General features: G+C 35.7%; 22 protein-coding genes. 3 read left to right on the top strand and 19 right to left on the bottom strand.

Annotated features, from left to right (window positions below; genetic code table 11):
- Positions 1-3: 3 nt before the first annotated feature.
- The 16 genes from MHI39_RS03820 to MHI39_RS03745 all read right to left on the bottom strand — a co-directional run bounded on the left by MHI39_RS03820 (position 4) and on the right by MHI39_RS03745 (position 19747).
- The gene (locus tag MHI39_RS03820) at positions 4-1125 is read right to left on the bottom strand and encodes an FAD-dependent oxidoreductase (protein WP_342540712.1); all 1122 of its coding nucleotides are present in this window, start codon (positions 1123-1125) and stop codon (positions 4-6) included.
- Between the two features lie 54 nt (positions 1126-1179).
- A complete protein-coding gene (locus tag MHI39_RS03815; RefSeq protein ID WP_342540711.1) occupies positions 1180-2190 on the bottom strand; it encodes an oligopeptide/dipeptide ABC transporter ATP-binding protein in 1011 nt (336 codons plus the stop codon).
- The gene (locus MHI39_RS03810) at positions 2187-3179 is read right to left on the bottom strand and encodes an ABC transporter ATP-binding protein (protein ID WP_259548912.1); all 993 of its coding nucleotides are present in this window, start codon (positions 3177-3179) and stop codon (positions 2187-2189) included. The genes MHI39_RS03815 and MHI39_RS03810 overlap by 4 nt, the downstream gene beginning before the upstream one ends.
- Before the next feature lie 16 nt (positions 3180-3195).
- Positions 3196-4122, bottom strand: coding sequence for an ABC transporter permease (locus tag MHI39_RS03805; protein ID WP_058004600.1), 927 nt, complete (start codon positions 4120-4122; stop codon positions 3196-3198).
- An 11-nt stretch (positions 4123-4133) separates the two neighbouring features.
- Positions 4134-5051 carry an ABC transporter permease gene (locus tag MHI39_RS03800; protein ID WP_259548909.1) on the bottom strand — a complete coding sequence of 306 codons (918 nt, stop codon included), beginning with the start codon at positions 5049-5051 and terminating at the stop codon, positions 4134-4136.
- Positions 5052-5124: 73 nt separating this feature from the next.
- The gene (locus MHI39_RS03795) at positions 5125-6678 is read right to left on the bottom strand and encodes an ABC transporter substrate-binding protein (protein WP_342540710.1); all 1554 of its coding nucleotides are present in this window, start codon (positions 6676-6678) and stop codon (positions 5125-5127) included.
- A gap of 49 nt (positions 6679-6727) precedes the next feature.
- Positions 6728-8071, bottom strand: a complete 1344-nt coding sequence (locus MHI39_RS03790) for a M20/M25/M40 family metallo-hydrolase (protein ID WP_259548904.1) — start codon at positions 8069-8071, stop codon at positions 6728-6730.
- 100 nt (positions 8072-8171) lie between these two features.
- Positions 8172-8894 (bottom strand): GntR family transcriptional regulator, encoded by a 723-nt coding sequence (locus MHI39_RS03785; protein ID WP_342540709.1) that lies wholly within the window; start codon positions 8892-8894, stop codon positions 8172-8174.
- Positions 8895-9186: 292 nt separating this feature from the next.
- Positions 9187-9984, bottom strand: a complete 798-nt coding sequence (locus MHI39_RS03780; protein WP_058004597.1) for an ABC transporter permease — start codon at positions 9982-9984, stop codon at positions 9187-9189.
- Positions 9981-10904, bottom strand: coding sequence for an ABC transporter permease (locus tag MHI39_RS03775; RefSeq protein ID WP_058004596.1), 924 nt, complete (start codon positions 10902-10904; stop codon positions 9981-9983). Before MHI39_RS03775 ends, MHI39_RS03780 begins: the two co-directional genes overlap by 4 nt.
- Positions 10905-10908: 4 nt before the next feature.
- Complete coding sequence (locus tag MHI39_RS03770) at positions 10909-11976, bottom strand: ABC transporter ATP-binding protein (RefSeq protein WP_342540708.1); 1068 nt, start codon at positions 11974-11976, stop codon at positions 10909-10911.
- A 15-nt stretch (positions 11977-11991) separates the two neighbouring features.
- Positions 11992-13068 carry an ABC transporter substrate-binding protein gene (locus MHI39_RS03765; RefSeq protein ID WP_235849651.1) on the bottom strand — a complete coding sequence of 359 codons (1077 nt, stop codon included), beginning with the start codon at positions 13066-13068 and terminating at the stop codon, positions 11992-11994.
- Positions 13069-13247: 179 nt separating this feature from the next.
- Positions 13248-14375, bottom strand: a complete 1128-nt coding sequence (locus tag MHI39_RS03760; protein ID WP_071974716.1) for an FAD-dependent oxidoreductase — start codon at positions 14373-14375, stop codon at positions 13248-13250.
- Between the two features lie 109 nt (positions 14376-14484).
- The gene (locus tag MHI39_RS03755) at positions 14485-15207 is read right to left on the bottom strand and encodes a GntR family transcriptional regulator (protein WP_071974715.1); all 723 of its coding nucleotides are present in this window, start codon (positions 15205-15207) and stop codon (positions 14485-14487) included.
- 380 nt (positions 15208-15587) lie between these two features.
- Complete coding sequence (locus MHI39_RS03750; protein ID WP_251345755.1) at positions 15588-16697, bottom strand: response regulator; 1110 nt, start codon at positions 16695-16697, stop codon at positions 15588-15590.
- Positions 16694-19747 (bottom strand): ATP-binding protein, encoded by a 3054-nt coding sequence (locus MHI39_RS03745; protein ID WP_342540707.1) that lies wholly within the window; start codon positions 19745-19747, stop codon positions 16694-16696. Before MHI39_RS03745 ends, MHI39_RS03750 begins: the two co-directional genes overlap by 4 nt.
- 532 nt (positions 19748-20279) lie before the next feature.
- On the opposite strand from MHI39_RS03745, the gene MHI39_RS03740 reads away from it, so the two are divergent.
- From MHI39_RS03740 to MHI39_RS03730, 3 genes are read left to right on the top strand one after another with little or no spacing between them, the layout of a single operon-like run.
- Complete coding sequence (locus tag MHI39_RS03740) at positions 20280-20486, top strand: helix-turn-helix transcriptional regulator (RefSeq protein ID WP_071974712.1); 207 nt, start codon at positions 20280-20282, stop codon at positions 20484-20486.
- 29 nt (positions 20487-20515) lie between these two features.
- Positions 20516-20893 (top strand): permease, encoded by a 378-nt coding sequence (locus MHI39_RS03735; protein WP_342540706.1) that lies wholly within the window; start codon positions 20516-20518, stop codon positions 20891-20893.
- A gap of 40 nt (positions 20894-20933) precedes the next feature.
- Positions 20934-21110, top strand: coding sequence for a hypothetical protein (locus MHI39_RS03730; RefSeq protein WP_342540705.1), 177 nt, complete (start codon positions 20934-20936; stop codon positions 21108-21110).
- A gap of 157 nt (positions 21111-21267) precedes the next feature.
- On the opposite strand, the gene MHI39_RS03725 is transcribed toward MHI39_RS03730, so the two are convergent.
- Genes MHI39_RS03725 through MHI39_RS03715 form a run of 3 tightly spaced genes read right to left on the bottom strand, consistent with a single transcriptional unit; the run spans position 21268 to position 24802 of the window.
- A complete protein-coding gene (locus MHI39_RS03725) occupies positions 21268-22302 on the bottom strand; it encodes a Gfo/Idh/MocA family oxidoreductase (RefSeq protein ID WP_342540704.1) in 1035 nt (344 codons plus the stop codon).
- A 12-nt stretch (positions 22303-22314) separates the two neighbouring features.
- Positions 22315-23295, bottom strand: coding sequence for an ABC transporter permease (locus MHI39_RS03720; protein ID WP_342540703.1), 981 nt, complete (start codon positions 23293-23295; stop codon positions 22315-22317).
- The gene (locus MHI39_RS03715; RefSeq protein ID WP_071974708.1) at positions 23288-24802 is read right to left on the bottom strand and encodes a sugar ABC transporter ATP-binding protein; all 1515 of its coding nucleotides are present in this window, start codon (positions 24800-24802) and stop codon (positions 23288-23290) included. The genes MHI39_RS03720 and MHI39_RS03715 overlap by 8 nt, the downstream gene beginning before the upstream one ends.
- Positions 24803-24869 lie beyond the last annotated feature (67 nt).

The following is a 24869-nucleotide window of genomic DNA, read 5'->3' as shown; positions in this document are numbered from 1 at the left end:
ACTTTAGTTAACCTTCAAACGATTTCTAAGAGGGTTATAAGCAGTAATATCAATTTCCAACTCTTCTCCCATTGCTAGCTTTGCAGCTAGTGAACCAACATATGGACCCATAGTTAATCCTGAAGCACCTAGTCCGTTAGCAATGACTATTCCTTTCACAGTCGGAATCTGTCCTAAATATGGTAGAATATCTTGCCCAATTGGTCTAAATCCAATTCTTACTTCCTGCAAAGTACCCTCTGAAAGTCCTGGAGCAACATGGAGTGCTTCTTGAAGAACATCCTTTAAACCGGCAGCGGTTACACGATAATCAAAACCGGAACCAGTTTCCCGTGTTGCACCAACGACTACCCGTGAGTCTTCAAATGAGACAAGATAATGGCTACTTTGCGGTAGGATGACCGGCCATTTTGATGTATCCTGATCTGGAAGATGTAAATGAACAATTTGACCACGCTGTGGTTCAACCGGCGTATCAATACCAAGTGGCTCAAGTAACTCTGGAGCCCACGCGCCTGCTGCTATAACCACAGAGTCAGCCGAAATAAATTCATTATTTACATAAGCTCCTACTACTTTCTCATTTTTAATCTCGAGACTGGCAACACCAGTATAGGACTGTGCACCATGTTTCTCTGCTCCTCGTTTAAGAGCATCTCTTAGTAATCGACCATCTACTCTAGCGGCTCCAGTGACATGAACAGCTTGTAGATCTTCTCTTAAAGGAGGAAATAGTTGACGTGCTTCTTCGGCAGATAATCGACTAACAACTCCTACCTCCGGTGTTTCTGATTGACGCTCTCTAACCTTTTGTTCAATCACATTTAATTCATCCTCGTCAGTACTAACAGCTAAAGCACCTACTAATCCATATCCAAGATTGCTTTCACCATCTTCTTTTAGTTGGGAAACAAGTTTCGGATAGTAGCACGCACCACCTCTAGCAAGGGTGTAAAAATCTGGATCATCAACCTTAGAAATCCATGGACATACGATTCCAGCGCCAGCAGCAGTCGCTTGACCTTCATGTTGTTTATCAATAATAATCACTTCTGCTCCCTTTCTAGCCAAATGGAAAGCTGTACTAGCACCAACAATTCCTGAACCTATAACAATTATTTTCATTCCTTCACTGCCCTTCTTTATTTTTTCCACCAGTAATCTATCACGATAAAGTACTTACATTATTGGGTAATGACAGGATACAAAATGTTCATCCCCAACATTTCTAAATTCTGGTTTTTCTACTTTACATTTTTCCTTTCTAAATGGACATCTTGTATAGAATCGGCAACCACTTGGTAAATCCGTTTGATCAGGTAGATCATCTTCCAAAATAAACTGTTCCTTACGCTCTCTTAATGTTGGGTCAGGGATCGGAACAGAGGATATTAAGCCACGAGTATATGGATGAAGTGTATGACTAAAAAGCTCTTCTTTTGATGATAGCTCGACAACTTCTCCCATATACATGACAGCGATTCGATCACTAATATATTTGACTGCCGGAATACCATGTGCGATGAAAATATAGGTTAAATTAAATTTTTTTTGTAAATCCATTAATAAATTTAAGATTTGTGCTTGAATAGAAACATCTAAAGCCGAAACAGGCTCATCACAAATGATTAATTTCGGTTTTAAAGCAAGTGCACGAGCAATTCCGATTCTTTGCCTTTGCCCACCACTAAATTCATGGGGATATCGCCCAGAGAATGAACGATCTAACCCAACTGTTTCCATTAATTCATAAACTGTTTGCTCTAATTCCTTTCCTTTTGCTACTTTATGAGTTCGAAGTGGTTCTGCAATAATATCAAATACTCTCATTCTAGGATTAAGTGAGGAAAATGGATCTTGAAATACCATTTGGATATCTTTTCTTATTTTTTGCATTCCTCGTTCTGATAGTTTCGTAATATCAGATCCGTCAAAAATTATTTTTCCTTCTGTAGGCTCAAGCAATCGTAAAATAGTATTTCCAGTTGTAGATTTTCCACATCCTGATTCGCCTACTATCCCTAATGTTTCTCCTTTTTTTACAATTAAATCGATTCCATCCACAGCTTTTACATACTGCTTTGTTTTTCCAAAAAAACCTGTAGAAATAGGAAAATATTTCTTTAATCCTTCAATTTCTAATAGGGTTTCATGCTCTTTTTTCATATCGTCGTTGGTGGTAACAGTCATAGATTAATCACCTCTTCGTCACTATGAAGCCAACATCTAACTTCGGAACCATCTTTAGCTTGAACTAATGAAGGTTCTTGTTTTCTACAAATATCCATCGCATAAGGACAACGCGGATGAAACTTACATCCAACAGGCAATTCAGAAGGAATTGGTACATTTCCTTCAATCGATTCTAATTGATCCTTTAATTGGTGTATTTTTGGTGTACTATTTAGTAATCCCTTTGTATAAGGATGCTTTGGATTCTTAAAAATGTTAAAAACATTATCTTGCTCTACAATTTGACCAGCATACATGACAATCACTCGATCCACCATTTCTGCCACCACACCTAAATCATGAGTAATCATAATAATGGATGTCCCATATTCTTCACTTAATTTTTTCATTAGCTTTAAAATTTGCGCTTGAATGGTAACATCAAGAGCAGTTGTCGGCTCATCCGCTATTAGTAATTGTGGATTACAGGATAATGCCATTGCGATCATGACCCTTTGCCTCATTCCTCCGCTAAGTAGGTGTGGAAATGAAAAATAGTGTTTTTCCGCTCTCGGGATTCCTACCTTTTTTAACATTTCGATTGCTTTCTTTTTCGCTTCTGTCTTATCTACATTTTGATGGAGTCGAATTGCCTCTGATATTTGACTCCCAACAGTAAACACTGGATTTAGGGAAGTTAATGGCTCTTGAAATATCATTGAAATTTTATTGCCTCTTAATTGCCGCATTTCCCGCTTGGAGTACTTCAATAAATTTTTTCCATCGAACAGTATTTCCCCACCAACAATTTTTCCAGGTTCACTAACTAATTGTAGAAGAGAAAGAGACGTTACACTTTTTCCACATCCTGATTCACCGACAATACCGACTGTTTCTCCTTTTCCCACTGAAAAGGAAACACCATTTACAGAAGCAACCGTTCCACTGTCTGTAAAGAAATGTGTTTGTAAATCCTTCACTTCTAATAGTGTTTGAGTTTTAGCCATGTTATTCCCCCCCTTCCTATTTTCTTCCTTGTGTTCGTGGATCTAATACATCACGAAGCCAATCACCTAAAAAGATAATTCCAAGAACGGTAATTGTTATGGCAATTCCGGGGAACGTTGCTAGCCACCAGTTTGTAGCTAGATAATTCCTACCATCCGTCAACATTCCTCCCCATGAAACAGTTGGGGGCTGTATTCCTAATCCTAGAAAGCTTAAGGAAGCTTCTAAGATGATGGTTGTAGCAACACTTAAAGTCGAAATAACGATAAAAGAGGAAATAATATTAGGAAATATATGCTTTAACATAATCGTTGCATTTTTTGTCCCGATGGACTTTGATGCCTTTACAAACTCCCTCTCTTTAATACTTAGTACCTCACCCCTTACTACCCTTGCATATGTAACCCAGTTGGTAAATCCAATGACGACAATAAGAACCATGATACTAGGTTCAAATACAGCTAGAACAACTAAAATAAATAGAATACTTGGTATCGCAAGGAAGGAATCCACGATTCTCATTAAGATATTATCGATTACTCCACCATAATATCCTGCCAATATTCCAACTAAGATGCCGATGATACCTGCTAAAATTACTGAAAAAATTCCTACTAACAATGACACTCGAGTCCCATATATAATTCTACTTAAAATGTCTCTCCCTAAATTGTCTGTTCCAAGTAGATAAGTCGTAGACCCTCCGTCCAACCAAGCAGGCGGTTTCAGCATGTCTCCTAAATTATTTGCAGCAGGGTTATGTGGAGCTAAAATATTTGCAAAAATAGCAATAAACACTACAGCAAAGACAATGATGAATCCCATTGTGCCTGTTTTACTTTGGAGTAATAATTTTATTAAACGAAAAAAATGGTTATGTTTCGTATTTGTTACCGGTTTATTTACGTTAACAACCTGATCCTGATTTATATTTACTTCCACATCTTCACCCCCTATGAATAATTAATTCTTGGATCAAGTAAACGATAAATGAGGTCGGTTATGAGGTTAATTAAAATAACTAAAATAGCAATAACAAAAACCGCCGCTTGTACGACTGCCATATCCCTACCATTGACCGCTTGAACTAATAATTGCCCTAATCCAGGCCATGAAAAGACAGTTTCGGTAATTAATGCACCACTTACTAAATGAGTAACTTGTAATGAGGTAATCGTTACAACTGGAATCAGTGAATTTCGAAAGGCATGTTTGTAAACAACCAGTGTATCACTTACCCCTTTACTCTTTGCTGTCCGGATATAATCCTGGTTTAAAATGTCTAACATACTTGAACGAACTAACCTTGTCATTTCAGCTGCTACCCCAGTACCTAGAGTAATAGCTGGCAAAATTAAATGAGCCCATGTTCCCCTGCCTGAAACCGGAAATATTTGATAGTTTACGGCTAACATGAGAATAAGCATTATTCCAAGCCAAAAACTCGGCATTGCCTTTCCTAAAACAGAGCCCCCTGTAATGAACAGATCTACAAAGCTATTTCTCTTTTGTGCTGAAAAAATCCCTAATGGGATGGCAATAATTATGGCAATCAACATAGAAGCAGCTGCTAGCTCAAAAGTAGCGGGAAGCCGTTCTAATACTAATGGCAAAGCTTCTTGATGATAGCGAAATGATGTTCCAAAATTCCCCTGAATTAAATCACCGATAAAATGAAAATATTGATATAAAAATGGTTCATTAAGACCAAGTGCTGTTCTCAACGCTTCTCGATCAGCTTCAGAAGCATCTTCCGGCAACATTAAAGCAACCGGGTCACCAGCTAGATAAACTAAAACGAATACGACAAATGTAATAATAAATAAAACTGGTATAATTTGTAGCAATCTCTTCACCAGATACTTCTTCAATTCTTAGTCTCCTTTCAGAAACGGGACTAGCTTTTCTATCACAGTCCCGTTCATTTTCATCTCAACAATCAACTTACTTCAAAGAAATATCCGAAAAATTAATTACTTCATCTAACCTTGTTTGGAATGTAACTCGATCTGAAACTCCATAGTTAGCATTTTGTTGGAATAAGAAAATATGTGGTCTCTCCTCAGCAACAATAGATTGAATTTCTTGATACTGTTTGATTCGTTCCTCTTCATTCAAGTTTCTTCCAGCATCATGAAAAAGTTTTTCTACCTCCTGATTGTAATAATCGGTTTGTCCTGCTGCACGATCCTTTGTATAGTGAACCAATGAATAAGAAGCATCCAACAACCCATCTGCCAAGCCAATCATCAACAATTCTTTATTGGAGTTTGAATTATATTCATCTAAATACGCGCTAGACTCAAGTAATTTTAAATTTACTTTAATACCCGCCTCACCTAGCATACTCGCTACTAATTGGGCTACCTCTCCATCAAGTGGATATCTCCCTTTCGGTGCTGTTAATGTAATCTCTAGTCCATTCTTATAACCAGCTTCCGCTAATAATTTTTTTGCCTTGTTAAGATCATATTCATACGTGTTATATAAATCAGGATTAGAACCAACTACCCCTTCAGGTACACGTGTTCGAACGGGGACTCCTGTCCCTTTTAGAACAGAATCAACAATTGCCTTTTCATTTATAGCTAAGTCAATCGCTTCCCGTACTTTTGGGTCAGAAGTAGCAAACCCCTTTGTTGTTCTAACAACTAAAAGCATGACACGAGTTGTATCACCATTTAACAGTGACACACCCTTTTCTCCATTTACACGGTCCCATTCATTCGGAGGAATATCCGTTGCAATATCTACTCCCCCAGTTAGTAATTCCCCGACTCGAGTAGAGCTCTCAGGTATTGCTCTCACAACGACTTCCTTCCATTTCGGTGCTCCACCAAAATAATCAGTAAAGCCTTCTAAAACAACTCGATCATCACGATCCCATTTAACAAATTTATAGGGGCCAGAACCGACTGGTTTCTTTAAAAACTCATCCATGCCTACTTTTTCGATATATTTTTTCGGCATGATATCCGCGCCACTTTTGGCTAAAAGTCTTAATAATGTAGGCATAGGACCATCCGTTATAATTTCAAAATTCAAGTCATCAATAACATTTATCTTTGAAAGCTGTGTAAAATACGGAAATTCCTTTAATGTCTGATCCTTCATCACTCGTTCAAGACTATATTTGACATCTTCAGCAGTTAAAGGATCCCCATTATGAAATTTTACTCCTTCCTTTAACTTAAACTTCCATGTTACTTCATCTACATTTTTGTATGATTCCACTAGTTCTTGCTGAATTTCCATTTTATCGTCCCTATTGAATAATCGACTAAACATGTTCCTAAACACACGATCACCTGTTGTACTTAATGAATTTTGCGGATCTAATGTCGTAATATCAGCACTTTGAGCTAAAATTAATGTAGTTTTGTCTTTCCCCTTTTTCCCATTACTACTTTCCCCTGTTGAAGATTTGCCACTGCATCCAGCAATCATGAATGCCATAATAATACAAGCCACAAGAACGAACCTAAAAGACTTTTTCATAATTTTCCCCCTTTATCCATTGCTGATTTTTAAAATTTCAGATTATTTTTTATCTAAAATTATTAATAACTGCGGCTGTAACCTTAATTCCTTGAATATAATCATCAATGAATATATTCTCATTCGGCGCATGATAATTAGATTGGAGATTGGCAACACCTATTTGTACAGCTGGAATATTTGTATTTTTTAACATTTTATACATTGGACTTGATCCTGCTAGATTGCGCAAAATAACAGGTGGTTCTTGATAAACTTCATCCATGCTTTTAAGAACAGTATTTACAAATGGATGATTAGGGTCTGTATTAAATGGATGCAAACCATGTGCTTGCTTAATCTCAATATCGTTAAATCCATGTTTATCTAAGTGATTTCTTAACAATTGGGCAATTTTCTCGGGTGATTGATTGGGGACTAAACGAAAATCTAATTTTACCCTTGCAATTGATGGTAGTACGGTTTTTGACCCTTCACCGATATATCCTGACTCAATTCCACATATTGTGCATGTCGGGTCCGCTGTCAAACTTTCCTTTAATGCATCTCCTGATACATTTTTTAAAAATTTGGATATTCCGTATAATTTCTTTGTAGCTTCCTCATCATAAATCATCGATCCAATAAACTTTTTGTCTAGTTCACTCAATGGAACGATATCGTCATAAAATCCTTCAATTAATATTTCTTCATGTTCATTTTTCAATGTACTCAATGCCCAAATGAGTCTCCAAGCTGGATTTTCAATAATTGCAGCTTCTGAAGAATGTAAGTCCATATTGGCTCCCTTACAAGTTAACTCAACATAACATATCCCTTTCACACCTAATCCAACATGTGGTCGTTTGCTTTCAACTTCTCTCGAACCACCTTCCCAAATGATTCCATTTGTTTTGAGCTTGTTAGGATGCTCTTTCGCAAAAAATTCCAAGTGTGGACTTCCTACTTCTTCCTCTCCCTCAAAGATAAATTTAAGATTGATAGGTACTTTTCCATATATTTGTTGATATGCATGTACAGCACATATTCGAGCAATCAGGTTTCCCTTATTATCAGCAACCCCCCTTGCAAAAATTTTCCCTTCTCTTATGCTTGCTTCAAATGGAGGGCTTTTCCAATGATCAATTGGGTCTTCAGGCTGTACATCATAATGATTATAGAATGTGAGTGTTTTATCATGACCTTCTCCTAATTCGCCATAAATAATTGGATATCCATCTGTTGTTATTTCTTCAACCTCAACATTGATCATATTTAGAAATCTTTTTACAAGCTCTTTCATTTCTATCATTCCACGGTTTTGAGCAGAAACGCTAGGTTGATTACATGATTCGATTAACCAATCAAGATACATATCAGCATGATCTTCAATGTACTGAAAGACTTTTTCCATTCGTGCTTCATCCTTTCAAGGTTTGGGATAAACAAGTTAAAATATAAAAATATAATATTATAACTTTATATTTTATGAGTACAAATTAGACCTTATATCACTAAAGTCTAATTTCAATATAATATCTTGATTTTTCTTGTCTAATGATGAATCTTGAATATTCAATAATTTTTTGATCTTCTGTATGCGTAAACCTCTCTAATACAAATAGCTGCTCGCCTTTAGAAATATTTAAAAGGGCTGATTCATACTCATCTGCAATAATGGTAGAGAAAAAGATTTTGGCTTTCTCTAAATTCATTCCATATTTATTGGTAAAAACATTATAGAAAAGGTTATCTTCTATCATCTTTTCAGTGAGACCTGGAAATAAGGAGCTCGGAATATATGTATACTCAATACCAACTGGAGTGTCCTCTTCAATTTTTAATCTGTGAATTTTGTAGACTTTATCTTTGGCATCAATGTTAAGCATTTTACCAATTTTCACACCGGCTTCTTCTTCCTTAAAGGATAATGACTTATGTGGGTGGTGTTTATCTTCCCCTGCTTCATTCCGCAGTGAAACGAGCTGGTATATATCTTTATCCTCCTTTCTGCTTACAAAAGTTCCCTTTCCTCTCTGACGAAATAGAATTCCTTTGTTGACTAAATCATGTATGGCCCTTTTAACAGTGATGGTACTTACTTGGAATTGGGCTGAAAGCTCCTTTTCTGTAGGTAATTGATACCCAGGATCCCATTCACCTAAAAGAATTTTTTCCTCCAAGTAATCCTTTACTTGATGATATAAAGGTGTAGGCAAATTTTTATTTACTTTCATGTAATTCTCCTTAAATTGTTATAATATTATATCTTTTCTTTCCACAATTTAAGTTTACTATCATTTAACTTAAACGCCTAGAAAATTTATTATTTTTAAAGTATAACAGCAATAAAAAATATAATCAATATTATTTTTTGTTAATTTAAAATATTTAATTATTATTTAGTTTACTAAAGCTCCAAAGTGATTTCTCTCTAAGGAGCTTCCCAAATTTTCTATATATCTACTAAGCTTTTCTACAAAATCTGAGGAGTACTAGGCACCAAAAATGGAAGCACAAGAACCGTCCCTATTTAGATGCAAATACCTTGCCAACACCTAAGACCTTTTCAATTACGATCATTAATATAATGGTCAATATAATCATGATGCTTGAGATAGATGTAATAATAGGGTCGTATTGGTATTGCATATACGTATAGATTCTTACTGGTAGGGTTACAACATCCGTACTAACGATAAATAAGGCTACAGTTAAATCATCAAAGGAAGTAATAAAGGCAAAGATACAGCCCGCAATCACTCCGGATTTGATCATTGGTAGGGTAATGTGGAAAAATACCTTCCAGGAACTCGCTCCTAGATTCATAGCAGCTCGTTCAATGGAACGGTCAAAATCTACTAAACTAGCAACGACTAAACGTAGCACGAAAGGAACAGTTAAAATGATATGTCCAATAATCAAGGCAAGCGGACTGGCGGCAAGACCAATCCATGAATAATATTGAAGGAGTGCGACCCCAAACACGACGGACGGAATTAAAAGTGGTGAACCAACTAACTGTACAATTGCTTCTTTTCCCTTGAATTGATTTCTTACAATTGCAAGTGATGCTAAAGTGCCGATAACTGTTGAAAATATTGCCGTTCCTAGTGCAACAACAATACTCAAAATAAACGATTGCATAAATTCAGGATGATTGATTAATTCGGTGTACCATCTTAAGGTCAAGCCCTTTGGTGGAAACGTAATATATTCTGTCTTCGTCAAGGATGAGAATAAAACAACGACAATAGGTGCCAGTAAAAATAGATATACGATGATACAAAATGTATTTAACGTAAGTTTTGGAAGCTTTTTTCTCATTGAATAGCCACTCCTTTTTCAGAATAAGCTAATATTCTACTATAGATAATGATCGTGATAATGGCTAAAAAGATGAGAAGGAAACCAATTGCTGAACCATATGGCCAATTCAACATCACAGCCGTTTGTTCATAGGTTAAATAAGACATTACTTTTACTTGGGGTCCTCCAAGAATGGCTGGTGTGACAAATGAGCTAACACTTAAGCTAAATACCATCACTGAACCAGCAAAGATTCCTGGTAAAGTTAGCGGCAACATGACTGAAAAAAAGGTTCTTGCAGAACTTGCCCCAAGATTTTGCGATGCCCTAATGACAGACGGATCTATTCTTTCAAGAGATCCCATAATCGTTAACACCATATAAGGAAACAATACGTGAATCATGCCTAATATAACGCTGAATTCTGTATAAAGTAAGGTAAGTGGTTGATTAATAATACCTAAATCCATCAATGTATTATTTATGACTCCTTTATTAGATAGAATAATGACCCAACCATAAGAGCGGATGACCATACTTATTAATAATGGTGATAATACGATAAGAGTTAGGAAGTTTTTTAATCTCCCTTTAACTTTTGAGATTTGGTAGGCTACTGGATAGGATATGATGATCGTAATCAAAGTCGTTAATAGCGCAATTTTCACAGTCCGCCATAATACGCTTAAATAAAAGGAATCAGTCAGGAATTTGATATAATTTTGAAACGTCCATTCATTTCCAATTCCACTATTAGCATCAAAGGTTTTGAAGCTAGTCACAAATAGAAAAACTAATGGAACTAAAAAGAAAAAGATAAAGATAAGCAGTGTAGGTAATAGTAATAACCAAATATCAAGTTTTTTTCTGAAATTTTTCTTCTTTTTTTGCTGTAGTAACAATGATTGATCTTGATTCGTTGCGATTTCTCCTTGCATCGTCTCAACTCACCTCTTTTGAAGGTAATAGGTCCTCAGGCTTCCAATAGGTATAAACATTCTTTCCCTCTTCAATATGATGAGGATTCAACTCTGTATTTGAAATATCTGCAATGAGTTTTTTCTCTTTCACATTTAAAATATATCTTGTTTTTGAACCAAGGAATATTTTCCTTTCGACTCTTGTTTGGAAGCCAATGCCACCTTCCTCCTGTGATATTTTGATCCTTTCCGGTCGAATAAAGAAACTCATTTCCTTATTTCCAGAGGTTTGAACAGGCACAAGCTGTTCATTACCGTAAAAGCTAATTTTACATACATTATTTTCAAAGGTTTCGAGAACATTCCCTTGTACTTGGTTTACTTCACCAATAAATTTCGATACAAAATCCGTTTTTGGATGATTATAAATGGTTGTAGGATCATCGACTTGTTCAATGCACCCTTCATTCATTACAGCAATGCGATCAGAAATAGCAAGTGCCTCCTCCTGATCATGAGTAACGAATATCGTCGTAATCTTTACCTGTTTCTGGATTGTAACAATTTCTTCTCTCATTTCTTGGCGGAGCTTCGCATCGAGATTACTTAAAGGCTCATCTAGAAGAAGCACCTTTGGTTTAACGACCAATGCTCTTGCCAACGAAACACGCTGCTGCTGTCCCCCTGATAATTCCCTTGGGTAACGATTCTCATAGGCAGACAATCTAACCATTTCTAATGCTTCTGCTACTCGAATTTTGATTTCATTATTTGGAACCTTACGGAGCTTTAATCCATAGGCTACATTATTAAATACGGTCATATGGGGAAATAGAGCATAATTTTGAAAAACCATGCCCATTTCCCTTTTATTTGGCGGAAGTAAGTGAACAGGTGCCCCATCCACCATGATTCTTCCTCCGTCAACATCCAAAAAACCAGCAATCATATTTAAGGTCGTTGTTTTCCCACATCCAGATGGTCCTAGAAATGATATGAGCTCACCTTGCTGAATATCTAAACTTAGCTGTTTAACAACCTCAACTTGATTGAAACTTTTAACAATATCCTGCAAACTTAAATAACTCATCTAATCACCTCTTCATTAATGCGAGATTTCAATTTCTTTATTGGCTCTTTCCGTCCATTCCGCACGCTTTTCATTGACAAGCTTCCAATTTACTTTGATTAATTTGTCAATTTCCTCCTGGCCATATGGAATCTTCTTTGTGATCTCTCCTTCTAGTTTCACATTTTTATTAACGGGACCATCAAATAGCGCTTGTGAAAAATCCTTTTGAACCTCTTCACTTAATACATAATTTACAAATTTTTGTGCTAAATCATTATTAGGTGCATTCTTTACGACACTTATGGTTGACATCAATGCAATCGCACCTTCCTCAGGTACAACATATTCAATCGGGAAACCTGTGTCCTGCAATGTATACACCCGACTACTTCCCCACGCACTCGCTACTGTTTGTCCCTGTAAGAAGTAGTTAGATACATCGGCTGTTTTATCAAACGTTACGGCATTCTTTGCGATTTTTTTCAGAGCTTCAAAGCCCGGCTCTATATCTTCTTCACTTCCTCCATTAGCTTTTGCTGCCATGATGAGCAAGTGGACACCATAAGTATTTGCAATCGATGGTAATACTAAATTCCCTTTAAATTTGGAGTCTGCTAAATCATTCCATGATTTCAATGGCTCCCATCCGTTTTTCTCAAATAGTTCTTTGTTATAGGCAAGCCCTGTTGAGATAATTCCAAAGCCAATCCCAATATTATCTTCATCTTTTGCTATGTCATAAACATGTTCCATATTCGTAACTACTTTTTCATCTAATGGTGCTAAAAGTCCAAAGGCTTTTGCTTGTGCTTGTGGTCCATCATCTAAAAAAGCAACATCGATCTGTGGGTGATCCTTTTGTGCTTGAAGCTTTGATAATGTATCAACAGAGCTTCCGGTTATATACTTAACTTTTACACCATACTTCTTCTCAAATTTTGGAATAACTGATTCCTTCATTTTTTTCTCATAACTACCACCATAAGCCGCTAAAACTAACGTTTTGTCACTACCGTTACCTTCATTCGCTTTATTTCCTGTTTTGTTCCCACATGCTGACATGATCATAAGGAAAAGGCAAATGAATAATACAAAGAATTGTTTTTTCAACTTATTTCCCCCTTGTTCAATTTGTTATAAAACCAAATAACATCTACTAAAATCCATCTCTATTGTGACAATTCTGAAATTTTATCCCCTTAAGATTTTAATCATATAATCTTTGAGAATAAAATTTCTTATTGGGAATACATAAAAGGTGAAAAACCAATATAGTGAACGGTAATACTTCAACAATGCTTTAAATTTTGAGAATGTCTAAGAGGATAATAAGGGGTAATATCTAATTCCAATTTTTCATTAAGAGCCAACTTAGCTGCTAGGTTACCAACGAATGGTCCCATCGTTAAACCGGATGCACCGAGTCCATTGGCAATGATTAATCCATTTACTGCCGGTATATGACCTAATAAAGGAAGAATATCTGCACTAATGGGTCTAAATCCAACCCTTACTTCATGCAATGTACTATTTGAAAGACCAGGTGCTACAAATAAGGCTTCTTCAATAACTTCCTTTACACCGGCTGCAGTTACACGATAATCAAAACCAGAACCCGATTCTCTCGTTGCTCCTACAACTATTCTCGAATCTTCAAAACTAACAAGATAGTGACTACTTTGCGGAAGGATAACTGGCCAATTGGAGGTATCTTGATCTGGAAGCTTTAAATGAACGATTTGTCCGCGCTGTGGCTCAACCTGCAGTCCAATTCCATACGGTTCTAACAGTTCAGATATCCAGGCTCCCGCTGTTAGTACTACTGCATCAGCAGATAAAACCTCACCATTCACATGAACTCCAGTTACTTTTTCATTCACGATTTCGAGGCTGGCCAATCCGGTATATAATTGTGCACCATGCTTTTCTGCACCTCTTTTTAAAGCATCCCTCAATAATCTCCCATCAACTCGAGCTGCACCTGATACATAGACAGCTTTAAGATCTTCATTTAAAGGTGGGAAAAGTTCACGGGCTTCTCTACCTGATAAACGCCTAACCTCGCCGACCTCTGGTGTTTCCAATTGGCGTGTTCTAGCCGTTTGTTCAATCACATTTAGTTCTTCATCGTCATTACTAACAGCAAGTGCACCTACTAATCCATAGCCTATATTGCTCTCTCCATCTTCTTTAAGTTGAGAAACTAGTTTTGGATAGTAACATGCTCCAGCATTTGCAAGAGTATACCAATCCTTATTATTTACGCTACTAATCCATGGACAAACGATTCCAGCACCTGCTGCTGTTGCTTGCCCATCATGAAGTCTATCAACTAAAAATACTTCAGCACCTTTTTTTGCCAAGTGGTAAGCTGTACTTGAACCAACAATTCCCGAACCGATTACAATAATTTTCATAAGTTCATATCATCCCCTTCTTAATCAAAATTTACTAAACTAAAGTTATAAAATTATAATATTATATTCTTTTAAAATAAAAATTATATGTAAAATTACAAGATATTTTTTAAAGCTTTACTTCGATATAATACCTGGATTTCTCTTGCCTAATAATAAACCTTGAGTATTCAATAATTTGCTGATCCTCTGTATGTGTAAACCTCTCTAATACAAATAGCTGCTCGCCTTTAGGTATGTTTAAAAGGGCTGCTTCATACTCATCTGCAATAATGGTAGAGAAAAAGATTTTGGCTTTCTCTAATTTCAACCCATATTTATTCGTAAAAACATTATAGAAAAGGTCATCTTCTATCATTGTTTCTGTGAGACCTGGAAATAGGGAACTTGGAATATAGGTATATTCAATTCCTACTGGCGTCTCTTCTTCAATTTTTAATCTGTGAATTTTATAAACTTTTTCTTTCGCATTGATATCAAGCATCTTACCAATTTTCACACCAGCTTCTTCTTCCTTGAATGACAATGATTTATGGGGATGGTGTTTTGATTCATCCGCTTCATTCCGGAGTGACACTAGCTGGTATATATCTTTATCCTCTCTTTTACTGACAAAAGTCCCTTTTGCTCTTTGACGATAGAGAACTCCTTTGTTTACCAGATCATGAATCGCCCTTTTTACCGTAATGCTACTTACTTGAAATTGGGACGATAGCTCCTTTTCTGTTGGTAACTGAAAACCTGGTTCCCATTCACCAGAAATGATTTTTTCTTCTAGGTAATCCTTTACTTGATGATATAAAGGTGTAGGTAAATTCTTGTTTACTTTCATGTAATTCTCCTTAAATTGTTATAATATTATATCTTTTCTTTACACAATTTAAGTTTACTATCATTTAACTTAAACGCCTAGAAAATTTATTTTTTTAAAGTATAACAGCAATAAAATAGATAATCAATATAGTTTTTAGTTAATTTTAAATATTTAGTTATTATATATTACTTTAAAGGATTGATGTGTTTCTTTTGGACTACTTAAATGATTAAAAGACTACTCTTTTAATTCCATATATCCAAACGAATTGAAAAAAATCAAAAGCCCCAAAGAGATTTCTCTCTATGGAGCTTTCCTTTCTCCCTTATCTATCTACTAAGCTTTCGACAAAATCCGAGGAGTACCAGGCAACAAAAATGGAAGCAGAAGAACCGTCCCTATGCTTCTTTCATGTAATCGTTATATATTCTTTCAATCTCTTCTGGGATGGGTAAGTCTATTTCGATTAATTTGCTTTTTATGTGATTATAGTATTCTATGCATTGTTGTTTTTTGTTTTGTTTGATTAGGAATTCTAATAGTTGATACATATACTGTTCATTAAATTCATCGAGTTCTAGCATTTTTTGTAGGCAATTATATTTTAATAGTGAATTGGTGGAGGTTGAATTTGCTGTATATTTTTCAAGGACATTCAATACGCCTTGTTTTAGGTAGGATCGTATATGAATAGCCCAAGAATATTCTTCCTCTGCTAAAAAGTCACTCTCATAGCAATTTAATAGCTTCTGAATGGACACGTCATCGTGATTTCCTTGATCTAATAATGCATTGAGTTCATCCAAATCGCTTTTTATCTCAACATTTAATTGATAATGGTTATTGACTAATTGAATGGGCTCTTTGAGACCATTATCTTTGAGAAGCTTCCTTAATTGATAAATCGTTGTATGTAAATTGCTTGATGCCTTTTCAAAATCTAAATCTGGCCATAACTCCTCAATGATGACCGCATTTGCTATAGGCTGTTTTTGATGAAACCATAAGTATAAAAAAAGCTCACGTACCTTTCTTGTTCGCCACTTCATTACTTCATGCTGATTATTATGTAAATAAAAACTACCTAAAGTATGAGCATATAGGAGGTTCTTTTCGTGTTCTTTATTTTCCTCCATTTGTAGTTTCAATCTTTTTTGGACTTTCGTTAACGCTTTGATCAGTCGGTTTTCATGAACAGGCTTTAATAAATAATCTGTTGCCTCAACATCAAAAGCATCAACGGCAAATTGGGAATGTGCTGTTACAAATATCACCTGTATGAATGGGTGCCTTTTTACTAGTTGTTTCGCCACTTGTATACCTTGAATATCGATCATTTCGATATCTAAAAATATAACATCCACCGATTCTTTTTCAAGGAAGTGGAGGGCATCCACTGCATTTGTAAATGCCCCTTTTATCGAAACCTTAAATTGTGTGAGTCGCTTTAGGATGATACTTAAAACATCAATAGCCATTTTCTCATCATCCACAATAATTATATTCATGCAGCGCCACCCCCTGGTAATAGAATGACAATGGTTGTCCCCTTTCCTTCCTCACTGTATAAACGAAAACTTGCATTTTTCATTAATTTAAATTTTTTTAATGGATTCATATAACCAATGCGTGAGCTTTCCTCGTTTAATAGTTGCTGAAGTTTTTCCTCTGGAATACCGACACCATTATCATATATTTTAATACGAATAAATTGCCCTTCTCGTTGTACACTTACTTCAATCGTACCGCCCTCCGGTTTCTTAGAAATGCCATGAAAAACAGCATTTTCTACCAATGGCTGAAGTGATAATGCAGGAATCATTAATGCAATGGATTCATCAATATCATATTTTATCGTTAAACGATCACCAAAGCTCATCTTTTCGATATACAGGTATGCCTTTACAAGTTCAATCTCTTCTTCTATGGAAACAAAACTATTACGATAATGAACATTAAGCTTAGCTCGGAAATACGTTGCCAAACAGTAGAGCGCTTCTCGCGTATTATCCATATCGGTATAGCTCATACCAATAATTGTGTTAAGAGTATTATAGACAAAATGCGGCGTAACCTGGGAAAACAAATACTTCATTTCCACTTCAATTGCATCAATTGAAGATTGTTTAACAGCTAGCAAAGATTCAATTCGGATAAACAATTCATCCATCGAAACAGGCTTTTGTAAATAATCATTAGCACCAACTTGCAAAGTTAGCAATAGATCAGAATGCTTCATAATAGCTGTTAGCACGATGATTGGAAGCTCTAGCATGTCATAGTGCTTACGTACTCGTTTACATAGCTCATACCCTGACATCCCATTCATCATTAAATCAATTAACATACAATCTACCTGGTTTGTTTTAACATAGTCTACCGCATCAAAGCCATTATCAACAGCTATTACTGTATATCCCTTTAGAACTAATGCATCGGCTAAAACCTTGATATTCACATGGTTATCATCCACCACAAGTATTTTCTTATCATTCCCTTTATAGATTAAAGGTAAATTAAGTTTAAGAACCTCTGTGGATGGATACGGAGCAAGCGCAGCTGATTGCTCATTGATCACTTGTTCTTGCACTGCAAGTGGCATTGTAAATGTAAATGTTGTGCCTTCTCCTACCACACTTTTCACATGAATTTCACCATTTAATTTCTCGACAATATTTTTAGCAATACTCAAACCTAAACCGAGCCCTTCTTTTTTATATTGATGATTTACTTGATAAAAGGCATTAAAGATACGGTCCAAATCTTGTGTAGGAATACCAGAACCTGTATCACTAACTTCAATCATCATATGTTGATGATGGACATATGCCGTCACAATAATTTCCCCACACTTCGTATGTTTTATGGCATTATGCAATAAATTATACAGTACTTGCTTAAAGCGTAATTCATCGGTAAACATAGTTGGAAGTTCCAAGTCTACATCAGCAATTAAACGTACTTGACTATTCTTTGGCATGACACTCCGAATTTCTTCAACTACTTCGTTGATAACGGCTACTGAAACCTCAACTGGAGAAACCTTTACTTCCCCAGTCATTTGATTGGAGGAAAACAACAAATCCTCCACTAAATAACCTAAACGCTGTGTAACATTATGAATTAAGATAACTTGCTCCTGTTGAGGACGCTTCAATGGTCCCTGTGCACCTTCCATTAATGATTTTGCTAGATTTAAAATACCATTAAGGGGAGTTCGTAATTCATGTGATGTTTTAAGTAAAAATTCATCCTTCATTTCATTATGTTTAAGTAATTCATCCGACAATGCTTCTATTTTCATAAAGGCTACATTGGATCGATAGTTTAATAGCGAAGAAAAGCCTAAAAGCACAAGTAAAAACAATACAAATTCAGTATAATCAATAGGTATTCCCACTAAAAAGTTAAGAATGAGTAAAATAGTATAACAGCAAATAGCTGAAACAACGATTAAAACATAGCGAATACCTTCAAGGCGATTCATCATAACCCGAAACAGTGTCCACACATTATAGAAAATGATAGGTGCAGTAACCCCAATATAGGCTAAACTTCTATACAAGGATTCCTCCTCTGAGGTAGGTCTTAGATTTTTTGTAATTGGATTATATATACCGTAGAAAACAAAAACGACACCAAGCAAAATCATTACTATATAGATGGTTCTTTTTTTATGTAATTGTGGATACATATAATTGATAAAAAGGGTTAATGACATTAAAGCAATGGGTATTACTCCTAACTGCAAATGAAGTTGCTTCAATGGCGGAATATCAGGAAATAATAGAAAAAATGTTTTTTGGTTAATAAATGACATGTATAGCCCTAATGCTATTGTAAAGAGACCAAAAAATAGCTCCTCTTTCCGTTTCCGATTTTGCACATATGCAAGAATATAAATTGCTCCTAAAACAATATGCCCAATACTTATAAAGGCATCTACTGACACTTTCCATCGGTAATGTGTCTGGATGACCTCTTTCGTACCAAATTGAATAGGGAAAATAATTCCTGCACGAGAATAATAATAATTAGTAACATGAATAATAATGTCAAGTTCACGATTGATACTTCGAGCAAATACCGTATATTTATCATCATTCTCTGAACCATATTCACTCAAAACTGTGCTAGGATTTCCCTTTGCCCCTACCTCTACCCCATTTATAAAAACACGATTGGCTTGGCGGATAGCCCGAATATATAAGCCATACTCCGCATCAATCGGCACCTTTACTTTTAGATGGTAAGTCCCCACAGAAAGACCTTCGTCATTCGGCTCAACATACTGATGCCAATCAGACGGAACTTCAATCGTAGTCCTTTTGTTATTATAGATATCTAGCTTTTCCCCTGCGGGTATCAAAACATTGGGATAAAAGGACCAATCCCCATCTAGTTTTACCGGTTTCTTTAATTTCTCCGAGCCAATACTCACGACACCATCTTTTACCATTCGCGGATCATCGTTTACGAAATAATGCCAATTACCCAAGAGAAAGACAATAACAAACAGCATGATAATGCTCACGACAATTAATAGATTCTTCTTCATTATCATGTCTCCAAAAATGAATTTATTTTTATGTATATTTCCATCTTATGTCTTTCTTTTTTTTATATCAACTCCCTTCGAGATACTAACATAGATTCCATGAACAAAATCTGAACAGAAGTTCGATTGCAAGCTGTCACGATGATTTTAATCTGGCTTAAACTTTTTAAGGATGACCAAAAGTAGACTAAGGATAACCCCTAGTCTAGTTTCAAAAGATATGATTTTTTGGTTTTCTCTATTAAAAATTATTGTGACGATTGATTTAAAGGTTACAGTGTAATAGTGGTTTGGGTAGGTAATGAGCAACAGGGCACGTTTGGAAAAAAATAAAAGAAAAACGTCGTAGAGATGTTTACTCACCATGACGCTTTTCTATAACATTCGATAAATTTCGGGTGGTTTCAGGCGTAAACTTCTTTCTAGGAAGCAGAAGAACCGTCCCTATGCTTCCCTATGCTTCCAAAAATGTAAAGGAAGCTTGACGTAAAGTTAGCTTTACATTAAAATAATTCCAAAGAGGTGATGGTGGTTGAAAAATAAGGTACCCGAATACCGAAAAAAATATGGCTATTCCCAAGACAGATTAGCAGAAAAATTAAGGGTGTCTAGGCAAACCATTATTTCAATTGAGAAGGGGAAATATAATCCCTCCCTCCCCTTAGCTATGATAATGGCAGAATTATTTGAAACAAATGTAGAAAGCCTATTTTTTTTAGAAGAAGAAGATTATAAGTGAAGGATTTTAAAAACTAGGAGGATTGCCAGATGCATTATTCAAGAATACCCTTCTTCATACTAGGTATGCTCTTTTTAATGATGGCTGGATTTTTGATACTTGCAAGTATTAAAGCAAACGCTGCTCCTTCAACCATGATATTTATTCAACTAGCAATGGCGATTATGAGTTTTTGTTTATCCAACTTATACCCTCAGTTCAAGCAAAAGGATGAACGGATGAGACTCATTAGGCAAAAAGGAATGTTTGCTTCTTTTGTTGCGATGCTGATCTATTTAATTGTCTTTAATATAGGGATCCAATTCGATTTTATTATACTAACTGCAAATGAGATGCTTCATCTATTGTCAGCATTATTAATCAGCACCTTATTTATATCCTTTGTTATATTTTCCAAGATTTATTGATAAGTGTTCGAAGAGATGAATATAAGGGAGAGATGACTTGATGGAAAAATATATTATATTAGCAGTTATTATTATTGGGTTTTTACTATCATTGATTATCACTCGAAAAAATAAGGATGAGAATAACTCCTTATCCAAAAAAGGCGTTATGAAGCTAATGGGGCTTTTTGCAATGGTATTTATACTTGTAGTCATTTTGGTTGTATCTGTTAGTTAAAAATATTATTTTTTATTTTGTGGATTCACAGTAATTTTTCACCTTACAAATATAAAAAGGTAAAGCTATAGTAAAAATCCCTTGCTTTATTGGCAAGGAATTTTCTTTCATAATCGTTTTAAGATTGGTTAATGAAAAGCAAGGATTTAGAACAAGATTAAATACGAATCATACAATTATGCTCCGCTGCTTCCATTATACCTAAGACTACTTTCAACGAAGAAAGAGCATCTGATCCGCTTACAAGTGGTTCTTTGTCTAAACGAACACAATCAATGAATGCATCAATGACACCTGTGTTTGTTTGGTTATCATTTGTTTGAATGGATTCAAGCTTATAGTTAATCCTTTCCCCTTCTTTTGTTATCACTTCAATTTGATTTTCAGGGCTGTTGTATATTTTTATTATTCCTTTTTCACAATAAAGCGTCGTACTATTATCCTCTTCACCATAATATGTCCATGAAAAAGAGGCTGTACCAAGTCGTCCTTGCTTTGTTTTTAAAATACAGACGATGTTGTCACATACCTCAATTGGCTTGCCGTTTTCATCGACTTTATCGAGAGCACCTTGAAAGGCGCTAACTTGTTCGACTTCATCGTCTAATAAATAGTGTAGTAAATCAATTTTGTGGATCCCTAAATCACCTGCTACACCAAGGCCAGAGCGATCCTTTTTAAAAAACCAAGTCGATCTTGTTTTATTTACTCCCCACTGCTCTGGTCCTTGATGCCCAAATGTCGTTCTAAAGGTGAGCACATTGCCAAATTCTTTGCTGGCAATCATTTCCTTAGCCTTTTGATGGGCACGAGTGAAGCGTTGATTATGATCTATCATTAATTTGTTACCTGTTTTTCTTTGTGCTTCAACGATTTCGTTAGCATGTTCCATCGTTAATGATATTGGTTTTTCACATAATACATGCTTACCATTAAGTAAAGCCTTTGTAGAAAATATATGATGATTTTCATTCGATGAGCAATCACTTATTATTTGTATAGAAGGATCGAGTAATAGCTCGTCAACAGTTTCTACTACCCTTCCACCGAACATGGTAGCAAGATTTTCTGCTCGCTCAATATTTCTATCATAAAATATGATTTCTTTTACAAATGGATTCGCTTTATATTCTGGTGCATGGCGTAATTTGGCTATTGAACCACAGCCTATAATCCCCACTTTAAAATCCAAGTGAATACCTCCCTATTCCCTCTTTTGGAAGACAACTGCTACAATGATGATCAATCCTTTTACAAAGCCTTGAAGATGTGGAGATACATTCATTAAGTTCATCATATTATTAAGAATTCCTAAAATAAGCACGCCAAAAAATGTGCCAAGAATTTTCCCCTTCCCACCAGTCATTCTTGTGCCCCCAATAATAACGGCAGCAATTGCATCTAGCTCATAAGACACCCCTGAGCTTGAGGATGAGATAGAATTTAGACGGGAGGTTTCAATAACGGCAGCAACACTTACTAATAAGCCTACCAAGCTATATACAGCTAGTTTTACACGATTTACACGAATGGCGGAAAGAGTAGCTGCTTTCTCATTACTGCCTATAGCATAAACATAGCGACCAAACCTTGTTTTGTGCATCAATACATAGACAAGTACGGTCATAACGAGAAAAATAATGATTGGATAATCGATAATCCAAAGATCACTATTGGCAATAGCAGTAAATCCAGATACTTTCCCTGAAATACTTCCGCCATTAGCTATATATAGGGCAATTGAGCGTGCAGCGGCCATCATCCCTAAAGTAGCAATAAACGATGCAATCCTTCCTTTTGCTACCATTAATCCGTTCAAAAAACCAGCAAAAGAACCAACGATACATGCGGTTAATATGGCAACGAAAATACTACCTGAAGCATTTAATGCTAAAACGGAAATGACACCGACTAAGACGAGTACGGATCCAACCGATAAGTCGATTCCACCGGAGAGCATCACAACAGTCATTCCTAAAGAAATGATACCTATAATAGAAACTTGCATTAATATATTCATTTGATTATTAATGTCTAAGAATCTAGGACTCATTATCGATGCAGCAATAAAAATAATGATAAAGGCAATAATTACACTATAATCTGTCCATAGCCATGAGAAACGATTGCTTGCTTTCGATGATTTTGGTTGTGGATTTGATTCCTTTAATTCAGTATTAACCATTATGAAGGACCTCCCTTTTCGATCCAGTTGCATAACTCATAATTTCATCTTCTGTAGCTTGTTCACCAGTAAAGCGAGCCGTTATTTCCCCTTGATACATCACATGAATGGTATGACAGAGCTTTAAAATTTCCGGAGCTTCTGAGGATAAGATAATAATCCCTTTTCCTTGCTCGGCTAATTCGACAATATGCTGGTAAATCTCCCGTTTAGCACCAACGTCTATCCCTTGTGTTGGGTTATCAAAAATAATGATCTCCGTATCAACCTCTAACCATTTAGCGATAATCACTTTTTGCTGATTTCCGCCACTCAACTTATCAATGGTAATCCGTGGATTGTGTACTTTTATGTTTAATTTCCTTTTATAAAAATCAAATTTATTCTTTTCTTTCCCTTCATGAATAAAACCCGATTTTTCAAAATGCCCTAAAGAAGAGAGGCTCATATTATGAATCACACTTAAATCTTTTATAATCGCATTTTCTTTTCGATCCTTTGGAACAAGAGCAATTCCTGCCATTAATGCTTTTCGTGGATGATCTATTTTTACAACCCGCCTATTAACCTTAATCTCACCCGAGTATTTTTTTCGATAACCAAATAAGCTTTCAAATAGCTCTGTCCTTCCATCTCCAGCCAGTCCAGTAAACCCAACGATTTCACCTTTCCGGACAGTAAAATGAATATTTTTAAATAGTCCTTCACTGCTCAAATTACTCACTTCGAGTACAGATGGACCAAATGTATGCTTTCTTGTAAAGCGCTCTTCTGAAATTTCCTTACCGACCATGAGTTTTGTAATTGTCTCTATACTCTCATTTTCCATATCGCCATTCCCAACTACTTCCCCATCCCGAAGTACGGTATAACGATTACAAATCTCTTTCACTTCCTTCAGTTTATGGGAAATATAGATGATGGAAACACCTGAGCTCTTAAGATTTCTCATCTTTGCAAATAACCGTTCTACCTCATGTTCTGCCAATGCTGAGGTTGGTTCGTCCATAATAATTAGTTTCGATTTATGTAAGAGTGCTTTGGATATTTCAATCAATTGTTTATAGGAAGTATCCAGATTTCGTACATATTCCTTCGGATGAATATCCACACCTAATAGCGCTAAAATGTCACTTGTTTGGTTACACATTTCTTCTACTTTTAAAAATCCAAATTTATTTCGCAGCTCTGATCCTAAAAACAGATTTTCATAGACTCGTAAATCAGAAACGACATTTAATTCTTGGTGAATAAAACTGATTCCATACTGCTGTGACACACGTGGGTTTGTAAGTTTCACTTCATTCCCATTTATAATGATGGAACCAACATCTGGTTTGAGCACACCACCTAAAATATTCATCAAAGTGGATTTCCCAGCTCCATTTTCACCTAATAATGCATGAATTTCACCACTCTCGACTTGCAAAGAAACCTTCTTTAAAACGGATACACCGTTAAATGATTTTTCGATATTTTTCATCGCTATGAAAGGATTGGCAGACATTTCTCATCTCTCCTTTGTAGGGAAAAGGGGAAATACAACAACTATTCGACAGCTATTGTATTTCCGA

Origin of the sequence: Heyndrickxia sp. FSL K6-6286 (genome assembly GCF_038630395.1) — a bacterium.
Lineage (GTDB): Bacteria > Bacillota > Bacilli > Bacillales > Bacillaceae_C > Heyndrickxia > Heyndrickxia oleronia.
This window is presented reverse-complemented; position numbering and strand designations above follow the sequence as displayed.